Genomic DNA, 18395 nt, shown 5'->3' with positions numbered 1-18395 from the left:
TGCTCCAATTATCCTGTGCACCAAGGGTGTTCTCAGGACTGCAGCTGGCCGAGAGTCACCTGGACGGTTTGTGATGCCCCCGACGGATCGTTATAGGTCACCGTGACGTCATCGCCGGGTGCCTTGGAACGAATCGCCGCGACGAGCGACTCCGGTCCATCGATCACACGGCTGTCGACCTTGGTGATCAATGCACCCTTGGGCAGGCCGGCCGTTGCCGCCGGACTGCCGTCCGCGACTCCCGCGATCAGTGCGCCGCGCGCGGTGTCGTCCGAGCTGAGCTGCACACCCAGCGAGGCGTGCTGGACAGTTCCGGTGGAGATCAATTGGTCGGCAATGCGTTTGGCCTGATCCACCGGAATGGCGAAGCCAAGGCCGATCGAGCCGGCTTGAGCTCCCGGCGAATCCTGGCCGCCGCCAAGGGATGCGATCGCTGAGTTCACGCCGATCAGATCGCCGTTCATGTCCACCAGCGCCCCACCGGAGTTACCTGGGTTGATGGCCGCGTCGGTCTGGATGGCATTCATCACCGAATGCTGACCGCTCTGCTCGTCGCCGGTCGCGACCGGACGGTCCAGAGCGCTGACGATGCCGGTGGTCACTGTGCCCTGCAGGCCCAGCGGCGAGCCGACAGCGACGACGTTCTGTCCCACCTTCAGGTCTTTGGACGATCCGATGGTGATCGGGGTGAGTCCGGACGCGCCTTGCGCTCGAACCACGGCAATGTCGTCAGCGGGGTCGGTGCCCACGACGGTGAACGGCACGGTCCGGCCGTCGGAGAACGTCACCGTGGCCTTCAGGTTGCCGTTGGTGCGGCCATACGGTCGCAGACCCGGGCCGCCCAGGCTGTCGTCGCTGGGGTCGGCTTGGGAAGCCGTCGGTCCGCGGCCGGTCGCCGCCTGCGCGGCCGCCGCCACGACGTGGTTATTGGTCAGGATGAGGCCATCGGAGCTCAGCACGATCCCGGACCCCTCTTCGCTCTGCTGGCCACTGCTGATCTGCAATTTCACGACGCTGGGCAGCACCTTGGCCGAGACCTGCTCCACGGATCCGACGGGTGCCTGAGCGACTGGCTGGGTGGACACGGTCTTCGGAGAAACAACTCCCGCGGCGGCCGGTGCCGGAACCGTGGCGGCCGGCTGTCCGACATGGTCGACCACAGCGACGGCAGCGGCGCCGGCAACCATGGCAACGACCGCCGTCCCGCACACCATCACGCCGGCGCGCGATTTGTTCCGTTGCTTAGGATTTTGCTGTGATGCGTGTCTCACAAATTGACTATGCATATCCGGACTTGGGGCGTACGCAGGCGGATGCATGCGGCTCGGATCAGAGGCGTCGTAATCATATTGATACCGGCCTTGGCCCCACTGGTTCGAGTGTGTCTGATTTGCAGCGGTTTTCGGCTGCCATTGGCGATGATTGTCGTGCGGAACATTCTCTGATCGGTAGCTCATGGCGTTCGATTTCTCTTTCTCATAACAACTTAATGTTTGCGCCGGTCAGCGCCTGAATGCAGTTTGCCTTCGGCGACTGAGCCTTTGCTGAGAATTAGTTCAGCTGCGCCCAAGACTTTGTAGTGGGTCAATATTGGGTGCCGGTCAGCCAGCACCGGGCAATGCGGCTGTAGCGTGGCGACCGTGAATTCCTTCCGCGTGCCCTCCGCCGTCGCACTTGCTGGCTGCACCGCGTCGATCGCCCTGATGGTGGCCGCGTGCGGCTCCGACAACAGCACTCCGTCCGCGAGCAAGACCTCCGGCGCCCCAGCGGTCGCGTCTCCCGTGACCCAGGCGGCCGGACCCGACGCCACCTGCCCGACCGCGCCGCCGGCGAATCCGGGTGCCCCCGAGTGGACATTGCCCGGGGCTACCGGCAGCGTCGCGGTCACCGGATCCACCGATACCGCCGCGCCCGTCGTCACGGTGACCGCGCCGTTCAGCGTCGCTGCCACCCAAGTGCACACGCTGCAGGCTGGTAGCGGACCGGCCGTCGCGCCGACCGCCTCGGTCTCGGTCTGCTACATGGGCGTCAACGGCCGCGACGGGACCGTGTTCGATAGCAGCTATCAGCGTGGAGAGCCGGCCGACTTCCCGCTCGACGGCGTCGTACCGGGCTTCCAGAAGGCGATCGCGGGCCAGAAGGTGGGATCCACCGTCGCGGTTGCCATGGTCTCCGCGGACGGCTACCCGGACGGTCAGCCCAGGGCGGGGATCCTGCCGGGCGACACCCTGGTCTTCGCGATCAAGATCCTTTCCGCCTCGTAGCGGGCGGCTACGGCGGGCAGGTGGGCTGAAGGTCGTTCACCAGCGCGTAGATATCGTCCTTCTGCTGGTCGGCATAGTGGTCAGAGCCGTGGCCAGGGCACACCCGAGACGCGGTGAGTTGAGAGTCGCCGAATATGTTTGCTTCATCTTCCACCAATGCATCAGGACATCAGCATTGATGCCTGTATCCAGGTGGGGTTGACGGTTCTGTTGCCGCCGCTCGGAAATTAGCTCCGGAGCTAGACCCAGTTCCAGACCGACATATCGCCCTTCGGGTAGTTCATGCAGACGTCGGTGGCCTTGGCGACGACGCCCTTGTTGTTGAAGAACAGCTTGGCCCAGTTGCCCCAGCGGGTCGCGACGAACTCGTAGTAGACATTGGTCGCGGTGTTCTCGGAGTACTGGCGACGAGCCACCGGGTCGAGCGAGAAGAACCAGTGGATGCGGTCGAAGGCCAGCTGCTGAACCTCTGGCGGCCGGTTGCTGCGGTCGATCATGTACCGCTCGAAGTACACCGGGCTGGTATCGCGCGCCGCGGCCATGTACTGCTCGGTGTCGCACTCGGTGATGATGATCCGATGCGGGATCGGATAGTCGTCGCTGGCGTCGGCACCGGCCGGACCGGCGGTGATGACACTCGCAGCCGCCACTGCGCTCAACGCCATTCCCGCGAGCTTCGCCCGACGCCTCAACCCTGTCATCGTTCTCCTGCCCTAAACCTTTAAGCGCACTAACTATATAGATGCCTAGGGCGGAGTATCCACCCTAGGTCCGCGACGAACTGTGTTTGTGACGAGTGTGACTCTTGATACGGACAGTGTCATCCGCCGTTGGTCACTGGGTTGGACGACAGCGTGATGAAGTTGTCGTTGATCCACACACCCCAGCGGCCACCCCACATATGGGTCCACACGACGGGGCGCCCGGCCCACACCTCGGCGGGCTTGGCCGGTGCCCAATCGGGCACCTGCTCGCCGACGTTCTGGTCCGTTGGCGGCGGTTCAGCGCTGGCCGGTGCGATGCCGATCGCGAGTCCAACCGCGAGCGCGCCGACAGCGGCCAGCGCCGTTTTGATCAAGGTCATGAGCACGACTCCAGCGTTCCGACGTCATCCAGATACTTAGCGAGTATAACCAGCGTCGGACGCAGATAATCCTCTACCCCGCAATATCGCGCGTCGCTACGGCGTCGGCGCAGGTGTCGCGGTGATCGGGGCCGGCTGTCCCGGCGCGTTGAACTCGTACCCCGGCGGCGGCGGCCCGGAGATCGAGTAGTACCCCGGCGGCAGGGCGGGAGTCCCAGGGGGCGGCGATTCACCTGGGCCGTACTCGCTCGGGGGCGCTTCGGAGCCCGGTGCGGTGTACGACTTGAACCCCGGTGGCAGCGGCGGCGGCGCGCCGGCTCCGGGCGGCGCCGCGACCGAGCCATTGGCGTAGGCAGTGTCATCGGGCCCGTAATAAGGGTCGCGAGCCTGATGCCAGAGGTCTTTAAGTGAGCCGAGGACACCGCTGCCGCCGCCGTTGTTGTGCGAACCGTAGGTCTGGTCGGCGAGCTGAGGGACCGAGGGCGGCGCGCCGGGCGGAGGCGGTGCAGGTGCGGCGACAGCGGCGGGGTCGACGGGCACGGCGACCGGCTGACCGGGCGCGGCTGCCGCGGGATCCCCCGGACCGGGCAGTGGCGTCGATGGCACGGGGTCGGCCGTTGCGGCGGCAGCCCCGGCGAACGCGGCGCCGACGGTCACACCGGCTACGACGATTGCGCGGACGAATGACGCGGTGCGGTGCCTTTCAGTCATGAATCCGCCAGTCCTCTCTCTGGCCGAGGCCCACTCTGGCGTGGCCAAGGCTTGTGGTGAGATCGTCGCACATGTCGGCGATCCCCGTGCCGGGAGCAAACCCGATGCACTCCCGCTCTATCGCCCGCGCGACGCGCGTCGTTTCAACACCCCCCGATGCCCGCGGGGTCGACCGGGCACCAGGGGTTCGCAGATTGAGTCGCAGGTCACGGCCAGTTAGATCGACCAGAGGACACGGTAGATGGATCAGAAGGCCAACAGGCCGGTGCTGATTCCGATGGACACCCTGTACTGGCGGTCGACGCGATCGATCTGCTGCGCGATAGGTGCCGGGACGATCTTCATGGGTTCTTCCTCTCATTACTCGCCGCCTTCGTGGCGCCGTTGCGAGAAGTTGAGAGCCCGGGATCGCCTACCGATCCCAACTAGGACCGGCTACAGCTCGTCGGAGAACTCGGCGCTGAGCCAGCGATCCGGGCGGAATGTGAACAGCACGTTGGCGTGGCCATCCCTGCTCCGAGCAAACTGCCGCGCGGCCTCTTCTCCCAGATACCGCACCGCGATCTCTTCGAGAACCTCCGGCGGTGTGGGGTCGGTGACCTCGGCAACCGAGGCTTCGACCACCACGTACTGGTACGGCGGCTCCTCGTGTTGCACCACCAGCGACACGGCCCCGGCTTGTTTGATCAGCCGTCCGTTCCTTGAAGAGCTACCTGTGGTGACCCGGATATGCCCGTCAGGGGCCGTTCAGCCGGCCCAGGTCGTCCTCGTTCAACGCAAGCGCCCGGAATCAGTTGGAGGTGAGGCCCTCTTCGCGTTGCTGGTGGGTGAAGAAGCCCTTCACCGCTCGGTTGCTGAGCGCGTCGACCTCAGGGACCGCGAGGCGAGAGATACGTGTCGGTGCGAGGCTGGTTGAAGGGTCAGCGGCGGTCGTCATGGGGTGACTGTGGCGTCAACGGCGCCAAGCCCAAATCCTTTGGTATCAGGCAGACTCGAGCTCTTGCGACATCACCTTGACCATTCGTCGGATTGTCGCCGGGGTTCGGTAGGGTCTCGGCGTGACTTCGAGCCCAACCGTCAAATCTGTGAATGCCCGTCTTGCTGAGGAGCTCGCGGTAGCCGAGACGCAGGTGGCCGCTGCTGTGCGGCTGCTCGACGAGGGGGCGACCGTGCCGTTCATCGCCCGCTACCGCAAGGAAGTCACCGGCAGCCTCGACGACGGACAGCTCCGCGATCTCGAGGAGCGTTTGCGGTATCTGCGGGAGCTCGATGAGCGGCGCGATGCGGTGCTGGCCTCCATCGAGGAGCAGGGCAAGTTGACCGACGAACTGCGAGCTGCGTTGCTCGCGGCCGACACCAAATCGCGGGTCGAGGACATCTACCTGCCGTACAAACCCAAGCGGCGCACCAAAGCTCAGATCGCCCGAGAAGCCGGCCTGGAGCCTCTCGCCGATCGGTTGCTCGCCGATCCGGCCGTCGCTCCGGAAAGCGCGGCCGCAGACTTCCTCACTGCCGATGTCACCGACGCTGCGGCGGCACTGGATGGCGCACGACACATCCTTGTCGAGCGGGCCGCCGAAGACGCCGAGCTGGTTGGCGCGATCCGGGCCAAGTTCTGGTCCCAAGGCGTGTTGCGGACCACGCCCCATTCCGAGGAGTCCGCGAAAACCCAAGCCGCACAGAAATTTCGTGACTACTTCGAGTTCAGCGAACGGTTGGAGGATATGCCGTCGCATCGGGTGCTCGCCGTAATGCGCGGCGAGAAGGAGCAGGCGCTTGCATTACGTTTCGACGGCGGTAGCGACGATGCCTACGAGGTGATGGTCGCCCAGTCGCTAGGCGTCGACCTGTCGGCCAATGCGGCCGCGACGCCATGGCTGGCCACCACCGTCCGATTGGCCTGGCGCACCAGGCTGATGATCTCCGGGGCGGTGGATGCGCGGATGCGGCTGCGCCAGCGCGCCGAGGACGATGCGGTGGCGGTATTCGCCAAGAATCTCAAGGATCTACTGCTGGCTGCTCCCGCCGGTACCCGCACCACGCTCGGACTGGATCCCGGTTTCCGTACCGGCGTCAAGGTCGCCGTCGTCGATCCGACCGGCAAGGTGCTCGACACCTGCGCGATCTACCCGCACGCGCCGCAGCGCCAATGGGATTCGGCCAAGGCGATCTTGGCTGCACTGGTCGCTCGCCACGGCGTCGAGCTGGTCGCGATCGGCAACGGCACCGCATCGCGAGAGACGGACGCGTTAGCCACCGAACTCATCGCAGATATCCGCGCCGCCGGCGCGGCCGCGCCGGCGAAGGCAATGGTCAGCGAAGCCGGCGCGTCGGTCTACTCGGCGTCGGCCTACGCGGCCCGTGAGCTGCCGAGCCTGGATGTGACGGTGCGCGGAGCGGTGTCGATCGCACGACGGCTGCAGGATCCGCTCGCGGAGCTGGTGAAGATCGAGCCGAAGTCGATCGGTGTCGGCCAATATCAGCACGACGTCAGTCCGGGCACGCTCGCACGCAGCCTCAACGCCGTGGTGGAGGATGCGGTCAACGCTGTCGGCGTCGACCTGAACACCGCGTCGGTTCCGCTGCTCTCACGGGTGTCCGGGGTGACCGAAACGCTGGCCGAAGCGATCGTCGCGCACCGCGAGAAGACCGGGCCGTTCCGCAGCCGCAGTGCGTTGCTCGATGTTGCACGTCTGGGGCCCAAGGCTTTTGAGCAATGTGCGGGATTCCTGCGGATCCGTGGTGGCGACGACGCGCTCGACGCATCGGGTGTCCATCCGGAGGCCTATCCGGTGGTCCGGCGGATCCTGGACCGTTCGGGGATCGCGCTGGCCGAGCTCATCGGCAACGAGCGGTCGTTGCGGTCATTGAAGCCCGCCGACTTCGCCGACGACCGATTCGGTGTACCGACGGTCACCGATATCCTCGCTGAACTGGAAAAGCCGGGGCGCGATCCGCGACCGGCGTTCTCCACTGCGACCTTCGCCGCCGGTGTGGAGAAGGTGGCCGACCTCAAGGTCGGCATGGTGCTCGAAGGTGTCGTCACCAATGTCGCGGCCTTCGGAGCCTTCGTCGACGTTGGTGTGCACCAGGACGGTCTCGTGCACGTGTCGGCGATGTCGGACCGATTCGTCTCCGACCCACACGAGGTGGTGCGATCGGGGCAGGTGGTGCGGGTCAAGGTCTTGGAAGTGGACGTGGACCGCCAGCGGATCGGGTTGACCCTGCGGTTGGGCGATGCACCAAAGGCCAATCAGGCCAAGGGCTCCGGTAAGGCCAGCGCTCCATCCGGTCGCGGCCAGCGTCGCCAGCCCGGCCGTGGCGGCGACGGCGGCCGGCGGGACAACACCAACCGGTCCTCCGGATCGATGGCCCAGGCCTTACGTGATGCCGGTTTCGGCCGGTAGTCCGGCTGAAGCCCACCGGTTTCGGTACGCCAAGCAATTTCACCGCCTTCCAGATCCTTCGAGGACACCCCCACCGTGCACAACGTGATCGTCTGCGCGTTGTGCTCGTGCTATCCCCGTCCGATTCTCGGTGACTCCCCCGGGTGGTATCGAACCCCCAATCACCCTCGGCGGCTTGTGCGGTGGCGCCGCCAGGTGGCTTGTCGCACTGACGCATTCGCTGCCAACCCGGGGTGTTATCGCTGAAAGTGAACTGCGACAACGGCTTTCCGCCGCTCGCCCTCGACTCCAATCCTTACTCGCACACCGTTGTCCCCCAATCGGTGGACCTCTGATTCATCCGCTATTCCAGCTGATCGGTGGACAGTTTCCTGCCTCGCCGCGGGTCATAGTTGCCTGGTGAGCCGTCAAGCAAGCGGCGGCTCCCCTCAACTAAAGGATGGCAACGATGAACAGCAGCATGGATTTGTCGGAACGCACGGCAGCGGCGTCCAGCGCGATCGGCATCCGCCCCGCCTATTTCGTGCAGCAGGCGAACGGGAGTTTCCGGCCGACGAGGTCGGCCGCGGCCTCCTGGAGCGACGGCGTGCTCAGCGGTCAGGCGATCGCCGGCCTCGCGGCGTCGGCGCTGGAACGCAAGTACGGCGCGATCGGATACCTGCCCGCCCGGCTGACCCTCGATCTGCTCAAACCAGCCCGCGCCGTCCCGACCTACACCCAGACCCGGCTGATTCGGCACGGCCACCGGATGCGGACGGCCGAATGCGACATCATCCAGGACGACTGGATCGTGGCGCGGGCAACGCTGTTGCAGTACCGCCAGACTCCCGCAGCGGTGGACGATCAGTGGGAATCGGCGATGAGCGTCATCGCGCCGGAGGGCGGGGAGAAGGCCGAGAACCATCCGCTGTACGTCGGCGGTGACCGAACCGGTTGGAACCCAATGGGCGCACGGAACCACAGCACTGGACGCAAGCGTGCCTACTACGGCGGCCTCGACGCGGTGGCGGGCCTGCCCGCCACGCCATTCGTCCGCTCCGCAGTCGTCGCCGAGGCGGCCGCCAATCTGGTAACCGATTTGGGGGCCGGCGGAATCGGCTACGTCAACGGCGACCTGACGGTGGCACTGACACGGCCGCCCCATGGCGTGTTCATCGGCGTGCAGGCCGACACCCAGTTCTCCGAGAACGGGGTGTCGGTGGGCAGCGCCACCCTGTTCGACGACGACGGCGCATTCGGCACCAGCATGGTCACCGCGATGGCCAACCCCGCGGCCCGGATGGAGATCAGCGGACGCGGCTAAAAGCCGTCCAGTGTCGAGGTCGCGTCGGGGGCAACCTCGGCACTGGCGTCATTAGAGTGCAGAAATGAGCCTCGTCACCTACCAGCTGACCGATCACGTCGCCACGATCACGCTCAACCGCCCCGAGGCGCGCAATGCCATCAATGGCCCGCTACGGCGGGAGATCAACGCCGCGTGGGACCGGTTCCGCGACGAGGAGGCGGCCTAGGTCGGGATCCTGACGGCCACCGGCGACGTCTTCTGCGCGGGCGGTGATCTCAAGGACGGCGAAGGATCGGTCGGCACCTTCGGCGGCACTTTCTGGGAGAAGCCGACCATCAACAGCTTCGAATCCGGCATGGAGTTGTTCAAGCCGACGATAGCCGCTGTGCACGGCCGTGCGTTGGCTACGGACTGACCGGAGTCCTGTTCTGCGACTTTCTGATTGCCTCGACCGAGGCCACATTTCATTACCCCGAGGTGACGCTGGGGGTCCCCACCATTCGAGGACCTGCAAGCAGAGGCGCGGGCGTGGGCCAAGACCCTGACCGAGGCCGCACCGCGGGCACAGCGAGCCACCAAGGAGGTGGCCTGGCGAACCGCCGATATGGGTTGGATCGAGTCGGTGCGCTTCGGTGAGGTGATGCGCAAGGTGGCCGGCGTCACCGAGGATGTCACCGAAGGCCTCCAGGCGTGGCGGGACAAGCGCAAGCCCCGGTGGCGAGGCCGGTGAGTCTGTCTACCGTGGCGCCTCGGGCGCTGGTGTGTGCAGCCAGCGCTGGTAGATCCCGGCGAACGTTCCGTCGCTGAGCGCGCCCGCCAGCCACGCATTCGCCTCGCCGGCGATCGGGCTGCCGGCGGGCAGCAGGTAGGCCTTGACCTCCGAGGTGAACGGCTGCTCCGGGTGCTGCGCCACCAATTCCGGGTGCAGCGAAGACTGATAGATCGCCTCCACCGCATCAGTGACCATCACGTCGGCATTGCCCGCCGCGAGCTGATCGAAGATCGTGGTGTTATCCGGCCAGATCGTGATCTGAGCGGTCGGGAAGTTCTTGCGGGCGAACTGTTCGTTGGTGCCGCCGCTGTTCTCGATCACCCGCACGCCCGGCTGGTCGATGTCCTCGATCGACGAGAAGCGGCCAGCGTTGGCCGCGGCCACCACCGGTGTCTTTCCGCTGGACAGATATGGCTCGGTGACGTCAGCGCTGCGACGCCGTTCCGGAGTGTCGGTGATCCCGCCCATCGCAATATCGCACATTCCGGGTGCGGTCACATTCGCCATCAGCGTCGGCCAGGTGCTGGCCACGAACACCGGTGTTCGGCCAAGGTGATCAGCCAGATCATGGGCCATGTCGATGTCGACTCCGCTGTAGCGCCCGGTTGACGGGTCACGGTAGGTCAGCGGTGGGTAATCGCCGGTGGTGCAGATTTTCAGGGCGGCCGGGTCGCCGGCTGCCCCGGCCGATGGCGCGAGGGTGCCGGACGTCGCGATGGCCGCAACGAGAGCGAGTGCGCCAAAGCTCAACGGCCCCATGCGGTTCGTGCACCCGCGATCCATCACTGCACTCTATGCGGTTATGGTGAGTGCGATTTCGACCACCACAACCGCGGGGAGACCATGCCGAGCTGGATCGCGGACTTGGTCCGGCTCGACCGCCATGGGCAGACCTTTCATACCTCGGCAACATCCGGGGTCGGCCCCCGGTTGTACGGCGGGTTGATCGCAGCGCAGGCGCTGGCTGCCGCTGCCGCCACCGTCGACTCCGGTCGACTGCCGCAATCGCTGCACGCCTACTTCATCAAAGGCGGACGGATCGGTGTCGATATCGAGTTCACCGTGGAAATCACGCGCGACGGCCGCTCTTTCAACACCCGTCGAGTCACCGCAGTGCAGGACGGCACCGCGATCTTCGAGATGATGGCGTCGTTCCACCTGCCGGAGACCACCACCGACTGGCAGCGCCCGGACCCGCTCGCGGTCGAATTATCGGACGCGACAATCGTCACAACGCTGCCAGTGCGGTGGGCCGATCACTTCGACATCCGGGTCGCGCCCGGACACCATGGTCACGACGACTGGCCGGTCCAGCCGTTCTGGTTTCGGACCCGCGAGCCGATCGAGGACGATTCGATATTGCGGGCCTGCGCACTGACATTCATCTCTGACCTAGGTCTGGTGTCCTCGGCGCGACCACCGGACGGTGGCCGCCCCAGTCCTGGGGGTGCGGCCAGCCTCGACCACGCCCTCTGGTTGCACCGGCCCACCGACCCCTCTCATTGGCATTTGTACGACGCCTCTGCGGTAAGTCACAGCGACGCGCGGGGCTTGGCGCGCGGGTCAATTCACCGCGGTGACGGTACCCTGATCGCCAGTGTCGCCCAGGAATCACTCTGGCGAACCTAACGCCGTACTCTTGCGTTCCTATGGCATGGGAATGCGACAGTGCTGGCCAGGTTGTGGCAACAACTCAGCCAGTGCACAACGACGGTGTTTAGCCAAGACCGGCTACGGGAACAAACCCGCATTCGACTGCGTTGACGCGACGTCGAGTGCGGATGGAACGAAAGGCACGGACCATGACCGTTGATTATGACGCCCCTCGCCGGTCTCAGGCCGAGCCTGAGGAAGAGTCGCTGGAAGATCTGGCGGGGCGGCGCAAGGACACGGCGACAGCCGTGATCGATGTTGACGAGGCTGAAGCTGCCGATTCTTTCGAGCTGCCCGGTGCGGACCTGTCTGACGAGGAGCTCACGGTTCGGGTGATCCCCAAGCAGGCTGATGAGTTCACGTGCACCAGCTGCTTTCTGGTTCACCACCGCAGCCGGCTGGCTGACGCGTCGAGCATGACCTGCACCGACTGCGCCTAACCCGGCCGGATCCGTCCCGCGAGAGCCGGATGGTTGATGGTGCAGTGGTGTGGCGTTGTGTTGTGCGCCAACAATTCTGATAACTCTGATGAATTCTGCGTACACCGAAAGGGTGTGCCGCTCATCGTGGAGACGATGAACGGCGCACCCTGACTTTTTGGGCTGACGTGTTAAGCGATGACGCGGACCAGATAGGGAGCCATGTCCTTGGCGCGCACCGCAGAGACCGCCACGACGGTGTCGGTGACCTCGAGCATCTGATTGTTGCCGAGGAACATCGAGACGCTCTGGGTGCCGTCGGGTCCGTAGAAGATCAGGTCACCGGGCAGCGCCTGGTCGGGGGTGACGCGCTGGCCCACTTTGTACATATCGCCCGAGGAGCGCGGCAGTTTGGCACCGACACCGGCGTAGACGTACTGGATCAGACCCGAGGAGTCGAACCCGACCACGGCCGCACTCTGGCCCTTGCCCAGGGTGGGCCCGTTGATGTCGCCGCCGGCCCACGCATACGGCACGCCGCGCTGGGCGAGTCCGCGCTGGATCACCAGCTGGACGTATTGATCACGGCTCACCGGGCCGGCCGGTGCGGCAGTTGCCACCGGGGCGAGCAGACCCGGCAGACCCAGCATCATCACCACTCCGAGTGCGATAGCGTACAGGCGCTTCATCATCTTCATTTCCACCTTTCAGGACACCTCTGGGCAAAAACCCCATTCTGTTCACAGAGGTCACTTCTGTAACTTCTACAGCAAACAGCGGACAGTCGCTGACCAGCCTTCGAAGCCGACCAGGGCTTTTAGTCAAACCGTGATGTAACAGAGTCCGAAGTGGTGTGCATCCTTGCCCGTTTGGTTGTGATCAGCCACGGGCTCGAGCAACCGATGCCGGGGTCGTTAGCGCCGCCGGTCCCGCACCCGATAGGTGGATGACCACGACTTGCGGGAATCATCGCCGGTGAGAGCCATCCCCATGCCGCCGACCTTCACGTCGTAGGCCTCTTTACCGGCACCCACTTCGCGGTTGGCGTGCTCCTGGGCTAGGTAATACAGCTCATCGATGGCGGCCTCGCTGTACGCGACGAACGATGTCTCGCGTACTCCACCATCGCTCAGCGTCATCTTGTCGGGCAGGATGCGCGACGCCAGCGCCGCCAGGCCCATGAAGGCGAACGGAATGACCCAGTAGCAGACGAATGACAGCGGGGTCTTGGTGTCGAGGATCGTCGCGTCACCCTGCACGATGGGCGGGATCACCGAGGACACCGTCATACCGGCGAACGCGGCGACCCAGATCCAGGTCAGCAGCGTGGTGATCCGTTTGAAGAGCGCGCTCGTGACGATGTCATCGGGCCGGCCAGCCGCGGCGAACTCGCGCACGAACGGTCTGCCGATCAGCGCGCCCACCAACGCGATCAAAAGTATGCCCGCGTTGCTCAGCGGTTGCATCCATTGCTCCTTGAACGACTGATCGGTGACGAAAGTCAGGATCGCCAGCACGGATAATGTTGCGACAGAACCGATTTCAAAGGTCAGGCCCGGCGCTTTCTTGGCGCGGCCGATAATCAGCCCGATGACCGCGATACCGAGGGCGACCAGCACCGCCGTCTCGAACGGCACGTTGCCGACTAGTACCCAATAGACGATCCACGGCGCGAAGCCAACGAGAATGCCCACAGTGGCTCAGTGTATGGGCGGGGGTTGGGCAAGTGCTCAGCGGCGTCCGGTGTCGGCGACGGGTACCCCGCACTGGCCTGGCGTTCTCGATCGGGTCTCTGGCCGCGATGCCGAGGACCCGGCCGACCCGGCGTGATGCGAACCGCTACTCCCCCGCCGGATTCAGGATCAGCATCGCGACGTGCAGTGAGGTTCGCGACTCGGCGTCGTCGAGGTCCAGGCCGACGATGCGGGCCAGGGCGTCCAATCGCGAATACAGCGTGGGCCGCGACATGTGCACTGTCCTGGCCAGCTCAGCCTTGTTACCGCCGACGGCCAAGAAGCGACGCAGCAGGTCGAAGGCTTCGTCGCCGTGTTTGGCGCGATGCGCGAGCAGCCCGGCCAGTTCCGTCTCGGCGAACGCCTGCACGCGAGGATCGGTACGGATCAGCGCGAGCAGCCCGCGCAATCGGACGTCGGAGGCGCGATGAAATGCCAAGGTGCGCAACGGCATCGACATCGCGACCTCGGCAACGTGGCCTGCCTCGCGCAGGCCTCCGACCGCGTCGACGAGCCTGCTGGACTCCGGCCCCAGCCCGATCGTGCAGTCGCTGACCCCGTCCAGGCGGAGGACCGATTGGCGGATCGCTGCACACACCTCCTGCAGAGTGCTGGTCCGCTGGGGTGCCAGCGCAAGGTCGATCTGCCCGTCATCGCGGGTGGATGCCAGGCCGGTGTGGCCGGCGGCGCGCACCGTGTGCATGATCGCGTCGAGGGTCCGCACTCGCCGCTGCGCGATCACGACCTGATCGTGGCCGGCGTTCTCCCGGAGCCGGATCGCCACCGGCACATACGTCAGTGCGGGCCGTAATCCAAGCGCGTGAGCCCGCGCGGTCGCCTCCGCCTCGTCGGTGATCCGGCCGCGGCGCAGATCATCGATGAGCCCACTTTGGGCGCGCAGTTCGAGCGAACTGCGGTTCTGCTCGACCATCCGGTGCAGGGCCAGCGCCTGGGCAGCCCGTTCCAGTGTCATCAGTGCCCGCCCGTCGGCGTCGATTCGCGGGGCGATCAACCGGCCCCATTCCTCGCGATACGGGCCGACCGGGCAGGCCGTCCAGGTGCCGGCAGTCGCCAGCCGCGACCGACGCTCCCAGTCCGCCAGCAGAATCGTGGCCGATATGCCCCAGCCGTCGAACGCCAGGACCTGGCGGTTGAGGTCTTCGAGCACGACCGCGGTGTCGAGCATTTCGGCCGCGGCGCTGACGATCTGGTCGACGGAGGCGCGGCGCATGCTCAGCGCGGTGAACTCCTCGTGCACCCGCTGTCCGTATGCCACCTCGGCGTATTGGTCGGCCACGATCCTGCGGTGCACCTCTTCGGTGACGTCGATGAATCGGACCGGCCGGTGCAGGACGATCACCGGTAGAGACAGCGCCGTCCCGATGGCTCGAACCGAGGCCGGCAGCGAATCGATGTGCAGCCCGAGCTCCACCACCACGCCGGCGGCGCCGGCGTCGGCCAACCCCGGCAGATAGGCGTCGCGCCGAATCGGGTCGGCCAGTGCCTGGCCGGTGGTCAGCACCAGCTCTCCGCCGGTCAGCAGGCCAGACAGGTCGGCCAGATCGCTGACGTGGACCCAGCGCACCGGTTGGTCCATCGGCCCGGTGCACACCACCTCCGGCTCACCACCGCGAATCGATGGCAGCTCGAGGATGTTGGCGAGCGTCAGCTGCATTTACATAGTGTATTGCTGAACGCGATATTTCTGACAGTATGTCGGCGTTGGGTAGGTGAATCGCCCGCAGAATCGCAGGTATGACTCTCACCGCGCCCACCACTCGCGTCCGGACCATCGCCCACTGGGCCGACGGGAAGAACTTCGCCGGCAGCAGTGATCGCACCGCCCCCGTGACGAACCCGGCCACCGGGCAGGTCACCGGTCAGGTCGCACTGGCCGCCGTCGCCGACGCCCGCGCGGTCATCGACGCCGCGGCAGCGGCGTTCCCGGCGTGGCGCGACACCTCGCTGGCCAAAAGGACCGCCTGCCTCTTCTCGTTCAGGGAGCTGCTCAACGCCCGCAAGGAGGAATTGGCCGCGATCATCACCGCCGAACACGGCAAGGTGCTCGCCGATGCCCTCGGTGAAGTCAGCCGCGGTCAGGAAGTCGTCGAGTTCGCTTGCGGTATATCGCATCTGCTCAAGGGCGGGATGACGGAGAACGCCTCGACGAACGTCGACGTCGCTTCAATCCGTCAGCCGCTGGGCCCAGTGGCCGTCATCAGCCCGTTCAATTTTCCCGCGATGGTGCCGATGTGGTTCTTCCCCATCGCCATCGCCGCCGGAAACACCGTGGTGCTCAAGCCTTCTGAGAAGGACCCCTCTGCCGCGCTGTGGATCGCGAATCTGTGGGCCGAGGCCGGACTCCCCGCCGGCGTCTTCAATGTTCTGCAGGGCGACAAGGTCGCCGTCGATGAGCTGCTGACCAACACGGCGATCAAGGCCATCAGCTTCGTCGGTTCCACCCCGATCGCGCAGTACGTCTACTCCACCGGCACCCAGCACGGCAAGCGCGTGCAGGCCCTGGGCGGGGCCAAGAACCATGCGGTGATCCTGCCTGACGCCGACCTGGACCTGGCCGCCGACGCGATGGTTAACGCCGGGTTCGGCTCGGCGGGCGAACGCTGCATGGCGATCTCGGCGGCCGTGGCCGTCGGCCCGATAGCCGATGAGTTGGTCGCCAAGATCGCCCAGCGCACAACGTCGTTGAAGATCGGCGACGGTACCCGCGACACCGATATGGGACCGCTGGTCACCAAGGCCCACCGGGACAAGGTGGCCTCCTACATCGATGCCGGTGAAGCCGATGGCGCCACGATCGTCGTCGACGGCCGCGGCACGGCGGTTGATGGGGAAGCTGACGGATTCTGGCTGGGCCCCACCCTGATCGACAACGTCTCCCCCGAGATGAGCGTCTACACCGACGAGATCTTCGGCCCGGTGCTGTCGGTGCTCAGGGTGGCTACCTACGACGAGGCTGTGGAGTTGATCAATGCCAACCCGTATGGCAATGGCACCGCGATCTTCACCAACGACGGCGGTGCCGCCCGGCGCTTCCAGAACGAAGTCGAGGTCGGCATGGTCGGCATCAACGTGCCGATCCCGGTCCCCACCGCCTACTACAGCTTTGGTGGCTGGAAGAGTTCACTGTTCGGTGACACCCACGCTCACGGAACCGAAGGCGTGCACTTCTTCACCCGTGGCAAAGTAGTCACCACGCGGTGGCTCGATCCCTCCCATGGCGGCATCAACCTCGGCTTCCCACAGAACAACTGAGCACAACTGAGCTCGAAAGAGGCACGCATGACGACTACAGCCCCCCACCTCCTGCCCAACGGCCAAGACCTCGACACCGCCCGCGCCGAAGCCGCCCGGGCCTACGAGCTGGATCGGGCGCACGTCTTCCACTCCTGGTCGGCTCAGGCCCAGATCAAACCCATGACGATCGTCGCCTCCGACGGCTCCTACGTCTGGGACGGCGAGGGCAACAAGCTCCTCGACTTCTCCTCGCAACTGGTGTTCACCAATATCGGCCACCAGCATCCGAAGGTTGTCGCCGCGATCGCCGAGCAGGCGGCCAAGCTCTGCACGATCGCGCCGCAGCACGCCAACGCCGCCCGTTCCGAGGCGGCCCGGCTGATCGCCGAGCGCACCCCCGGTGACCTGAACCGGGTGTTCTTCACTAACGGCGGCGCCGACGCCGTCGAGCACGCGGTCCGGATGGCCCGCCTGCACACCGGCCGCTACAAGGTGTTATCCCGCTACCGCTCCTATCACGGCGGCACCGACACCGCGATCAACCTGACCGGTGACCCGCGGCGCTACGCCAACGACTACGCCAGCTCCGGCGTCGTGCACTTCAACGGCCCGTTCCTGTACCGCTCGTCGTTCTTCGCCGAGAACGAGCAGCAGGAAGCCGAGCGAGCGCTGGACTACCTCGAGCGCCTGATCGCCCACGAAGGACCGGCGACGATCGCCGCGATCATTTTGGAATCGGTTCCGGGCACCGCGGGCATCATGGTGCCCCCGCCCGGATACATGGCCGGAGTGCGGGAGATCTGCGATCGCCACGGCATCGTATTCATCGCCGACGAAGTGATGGCTGGTTTCGGCCGGACTGGAAAGTGGTTCGCAATCCAGAACTTCGACGTGGTGCCCGACCTGATGACCTTCGCCAAGGGCGTGACATCCGGGTACGTGCCGCTCGGCGGTGTCGCGATCAACGATGCGATCTATTCGACGTTCGCCGATCGCGCCTACCCGGGTGGCCTGACCTATTCAGGGCACCCGCTGGCGTGCGGCGCGGCGGTCGCCACGATCAACGCGATGGAAGACGAAGGCATGGTGGCCAATGCCGCCCGGCTCGGCGATCAGGTGCTCGGCCCGGGGCTGCGCGAGCTGGCGGCCCGACACGGTAGCGTCGGCGAGGTGCGCGGCCTGGGCGTGTTCTGGGCGATCGAGCTGGTGGCCAACCAGCAGACCCGCGAACCGTTGGCGCCCTACGGCGGCTCCAGCCCCGCGATGAACGACGTGCTGGCCGCATGCAAGTCCGGCGGCTTGCTGCCCTTCGCCAACTTCAACCGGATCCATGCGGTGCCGGCCTGCAATATCAGCGACGACGAGGTGGCCCAGGGTCTGGCCATCTTGGACAAGGCGCTGGACGTCGCCGACGGGTACGCGACCGGCTAGTACGGCATCGTGTGCTGGGTCAGCATGAACAGCAGCAATCCCAGGCAGACAAGCACGTTGATCGAGATGAGAATCGCGACGACGAGAATGAATCCACGCACGCAATGCCGTTGTGCGCGGGCGCGTTTGGACCGGCGTTTCTCGCTGATCAACTGAGTTGCCGTGAGGGCGAAGCTGACGTCGACCAGCTCGTCGGCGGTGGCGGTCCCGCCCATCGCGATCTGCTGCAGACGCTCGGGCGGGATCCCGACCCCGACGCCGGAGAAGCTGCGACTCATCCGCTTGAGTTGGCGCGGACTGGTCTTTTCAGCGCTGGGCAGCCGCGGATCGGACCAATCGGTCATAACCTTCGGACTCTAATCCCGGGCGAGCCAGAACGCG

The 18395-nt window shown here is 65.7% G+C and carries 18 protein-coding genes and 3 pseudogenes; 9 read left to right on the top strand and 12 right to left on the bottom strand.

Annotated features, from left to right (window positions below):
- Positions 1–32 precede the first annotated feature (32 nt).
- On the bottom strand, positions 33–1319 hold the full coding sequence (locus tag G6N13_RS19880) for a S1C family serine protease (protein WP_163699736.1): 1287 nt from the start codon (positions 1317–1319) through the stop codon (positions 33–35).
- Between the two features lie 321 nt (positions 1320–1640).
- Here G6N13_RS19880 and G6N13_RS19875 point away from each other — a divergent pair, with 321 nt between their 5' ends.
- Complete coding sequence (locus tag G6N13_RS19875; protein WP_163699734.1) at positions 1641–2264, top strand: FKBP-type peptidyl-prolyl cis-trans isomerase; 624 nt, start codon at positions 1641–1643, stop codon at positions 2262–2264.
- 7 nt (positions 2265–2271) lie between these two features.
- Here the strand turns inward: G6N13_RS19875 and G6N13_RS19870 are convergent, their stop codons facing one another.
- From G6N13_RS19870 to G6N13_RS19845, 6 genes are all read right to left on the bottom strand, one after another.
- Entirely contained in the window at positions 2272–2418 is a 147-nt protein-coding gene (locus G6N13_RS19870; RefSeq protein ID WP_163699732.1) for a hypothetical protein, read from the bottom strand.
- Between the two features lie 85 nt (positions 2419–2503).
- Positions 2504–2965, bottom strand: coding sequence for a DUF5078 domain-containing protein (locus tag G6N13_RS19865; protein WP_163699730.1), 462 nt, complete (start codon positions 2963–2965; stop codon positions 2504–2506).
- 119 nt (positions 2966–3084) lie between these two features.
- Positions 3085–3348 (bottom strand): hypothetical protein, encoded by a 264-nt coding sequence (locus G6N13_RS19860; protein WP_163699728.1) that lies wholly within the window; start codon positions 3346–3348, stop codon positions 3085–3087.
- Positions 3349–3444: 96 nt separating this feature from the next.
- Complete coding sequence (locus tag G6N13_RS19855) at positions 3445–4059, bottom strand: hypothetical protein (RefSeq protein ID WP_163699726.1); 615 nt, start codon at positions 4057–4059, stop codon at positions 3445–3447.
- A gap of 435 nt (positions 4060–4494) precedes the next feature.
- Positions 4495–4719 carry a hypothetical protein gene (locus tag G6N13_RS19850; RefSeq protein ID WP_163699724.1) on the bottom strand — a complete coding sequence of 75 codons (225 nt, stop codon included), beginning with the start codon at positions 4717–4719 and terminating at the stop codon, positions 4495–4497.
- A gap of 130 nt (positions 4720–4849) precedes the next feature.
- Positions 4850–4996, bottom strand: a complete 147-nt coding sequence (locus G6N13_RS19845) for a hypothetical protein (protein WP_407663756.1) — start codon at positions 4994–4996, stop codon at positions 4850–4852.
- 121 nt (positions 4997–5117) lie between these two features.
- Between G6N13_RS19845 and G6N13_RS19840 the strand changes: the two genes are divergently transcribed.
- The 4 genes and pseudogenes from G6N13_RS19840 (at position 5118) to G6N13_RS19825 (ending at position 9481) form a co-directional block, all read left to right on the top strand.
- Positions 5118–7466, top strand: a complete 2349-nt coding sequence (locus G6N13_RS19840) for a Tex family protein (protein ID WP_163699722.1) — start codon at positions 5118–5120, stop codon at positions 7464–7466.
- A gap of 5 nt (positions 7467–7471) precedes the next feature.
- Positions 7472–7664 (top strand): annotated as a pseudogene (locus G6N13_RS19835) (nitrile hydratase subunit alpha); the annotation flags it as partial.
- 250 nt (positions 7665–7914) lie between these two features.
- Positions 7915–8769, top strand: coding sequence for an acyl-CoA thioesterase domain-containing protein (locus G6N13_RS19830; RefSeq protein WP_163699720.1), 855 nt, complete (start codon positions 7915–7917; stop codon positions 8767–8769).
- Between the two features lie 64 nt (positions 8770–8833).
- Positions 8834–9481 (top strand): annotated as a pseudogene (locus G6N13_RS19825) (enoyl-CoA hydratase/isomerase family protein).
- 6 nt (positions 9482–9487) lie between these two features.
- Here the strand turns inward: G6N13_RS19825 and G6N13_RS19820 are convergent.
- Positions 9488–10306 carry a transporter substrate-binding domain-containing protein gene (locus G6N13_RS19820; protein WP_197746808.1) on the bottom strand — a complete coding sequence of 273 codons (819 nt, stop codon included), beginning with the start codon at positions 10304–10306 and terminating at the stop codon, positions 9488–9490.
- A 60-nt stretch (positions 10307–10366) separates the two neighbouring features.
- Between G6N13_RS19820 and G6N13_RS19815 the strand changes: the two genes are divergently transcribed.
- Together G6N13_RS19815 and G6N13_RS19810 are read left to right on the top strand one after the other, a co-directional pair.
- Entirely contained in the window at positions 10367–11152 is a 786-nt protein-coding gene (locus tag G6N13_RS19815; RefSeq protein WP_163699718.1) for an acyl-CoA thioesterase, read from the top strand.
- Between the two features lie 173 nt (positions 11153–11325).
- On the top strand, positions 11326–11616 hold the full coding sequence (locus G6N13_RS19810) for a DUF4193 domain-containing protein (RefSeq protein WP_163699716.1): 291 nt from the start codon (positions 11326–11328) through the stop codon (positions 11614–11616).
- 176 nt (positions 11617–11792) lie between these two features.
- Here the strand turns inward: G6N13_RS19810 and ripD are convergent.
- The 3 genes and pseudogenes from ripD to G6N13_RS19795 all read right to left on the bottom strand — a co-directional run.
- A pseudogene (gene ripD, locus G6N13_RS19805) lies at positions 11793–12284 on the bottom strand (NlpC/P60 family peptidoglycan-binding protein RipD); the annotation flags it as partial.
- 225 nt (positions 12285–12509) lie between these two features.
- A complete protein-coding gene (locus G6N13_RS19800) occupies positions 12510–13289 on the bottom strand; it encodes a hypothetical protein (protein WP_163699714.1) in 780 nt (259 codons plus the stop codon).
- A 145-nt stretch (positions 13290–13434) separates the two neighbouring features.
- Positions 13435–15003: a PucR family transcriptional regulator gene (locus G6N13_RS19795; RefSeq protein ID WP_163699712.1), complete on the bottom strand. Its 1569-nt coding sequence runs from the start codon at positions 15001–15003 to the stop codon at positions 13435–13437.
- An 80-nt stretch (positions 15004–15083) separates the two neighbouring features.
- Here G6N13_RS19795 and G6N13_RS19790 point away from each other — a divergent pair, with 80 nt between their 5' ends.
- Both G6N13_RS19790 and G6N13_RS19785 read left to right on the top strand, forming a co-directional pair.
- Positions 15084–16601, top strand: coding sequence for a CoA-acylating methylmalonate-semialdehyde dehydrogenase (locus G6N13_RS19790; RefSeq protein WP_163699709.1), 1518 nt, complete (start codon positions 15084–15086; stop codon positions 16599–16601).
- 27 nt (positions 16602–16628) lie between these two features.
- Entirely contained in the window at positions 16629–18014 is a 1386-nt protein-coding gene (locus G6N13_RS19785) for an aspartate aminotransferase family protein (RefSeq protein WP_163699707.1), read from the top strand.
- Here the strand turns inward: G6N13_RS19785 and G6N13_RS19780 are convergent.
- Positions 18011–18358: a hypothetical protein gene (locus G6N13_RS19780; protein ID WP_163699705.1), complete on the bottom strand. Its 348-nt coding sequence runs from the start codon at positions 18356–18358 to the stop codon at positions 18011–18013. The genes G6N13_RS19785 and G6N13_RS19780 overlap by 4 nt on opposite strands.
- Between the last annotated feature and the right edge of the window lie 37 nt (positions 18359–18395).

It is taken from the genome of Mycolicibacterium sarraceniae (assembly GCF_010731875.1).
Lineage (GTDB): Bacteria > Actinomycetota > Actinomycetes > Mycobacteriales > Mycobacteriaceae > Mycobacterium > Mycobacterium sarraceniae.
This window is presented reverse-complemented; position numbering and strand designations above follow the sequence as displayed.

What these genes read in the sequence shown, in the direction of transcription:
- G6N13_RS19880 (WP_163699736.1), bottom strand. Translation starts at nt 1,319, where the DNA reads ATGCATCCGCCTGCGTACGCCCCAAGTCCGGATATGCATAGTCAATTT.
- G6N13_RS19815 (WP_163699718.1), top strand. Translation starts at nt 10,367, where the DNA reads ATGCCGAGCTGGATCGCGGACTTGGTCCGGCTCGACCGCCATGGGCAG.
- G6N13_RS19830 (WP_163699720.1), top strand. Translation starts at nt 7,915, where the DNA reads ATGAACAGCAGCATGGATTTGTCGGAACGCACGGCAGCGGCGTCCAGC.
- G6N13_RS19810 (WP_163699716.1), top strand. Translation starts at nt 11,326, where the DNA reads ATGACCGTTGATTATGACGCCCCTCGCCGGTCTCAGGCCGAGCCTGAG.
- G6N13_RS19820 (WP_197746808.1), bottom strand. Translation starts at nt 10,306, where the DNA reads ATGGATCGCGGGTGCACGAACCGCATGGGGCCGTTGAGCTTTGGCGCA.
- G6N13_RS19860 (WP_163699728.1), bottom strand. Translation starts at nt 3,348, where the DNA reads ATGACCTTGATCAAAACGGCGCTGGCCGCTGTCGGCGCGCTCGCGGTT.
- G6N13_RS19865 (WP_163699730.1), bottom strand. Translation starts at nt 2,965, where the DNA reads ATGACAGGGTTGAGGCGTCGGGCGAAGCTCGCGGGAATGGCGTTGAGC.
- G6N13_RS19790 (WP_163699709.1), top strand. Translation starts at nt 15,084, where the DNA reads ATGACTCTCACCGCGCCCACCACTCGCGTCCGGACCATCGCCCACTGG.
- G6N13_RS19785 (WP_163699707.1), top strand. Translation starts at nt 16,629, where the DNA reads ATGACGACTACAGCCCCCCACCTCCTGCCCAACGGCCAAGACCTCGAC.
- G6N13_RS19855 (WP_163699726.1), bottom strand. Translation starts at nt 4,059, where the DNA reads ATGACTGAAAGGCACCGCACCGCGTCATTCGTCCGCGCAATCGTCGTA.
- G6N13_RS19780 (WP_163699705.1), bottom strand. Translation starts at nt 18,358, where the DNA reads ATGACCGATTGGTCCGATCCGCGGCTGCCCAGCGCTGAAAAGACCAGT.
- G6N13_RS19845 (WP_407663756.1), bottom strand. Translation starts at nt 4,996, where the DNA reads ATGACGACCGCCGCTGACCCTTCAACCAGCCTCGCACCGACACGTATC.
- G6N13_RS19795 (WP_163699712.1), bottom strand. Translation starts at nt 15,003, where the DNA reads ATGCAGCTGACGCTCGCCAACATCCTCGAGCTGCCATCGATTCGCGGT.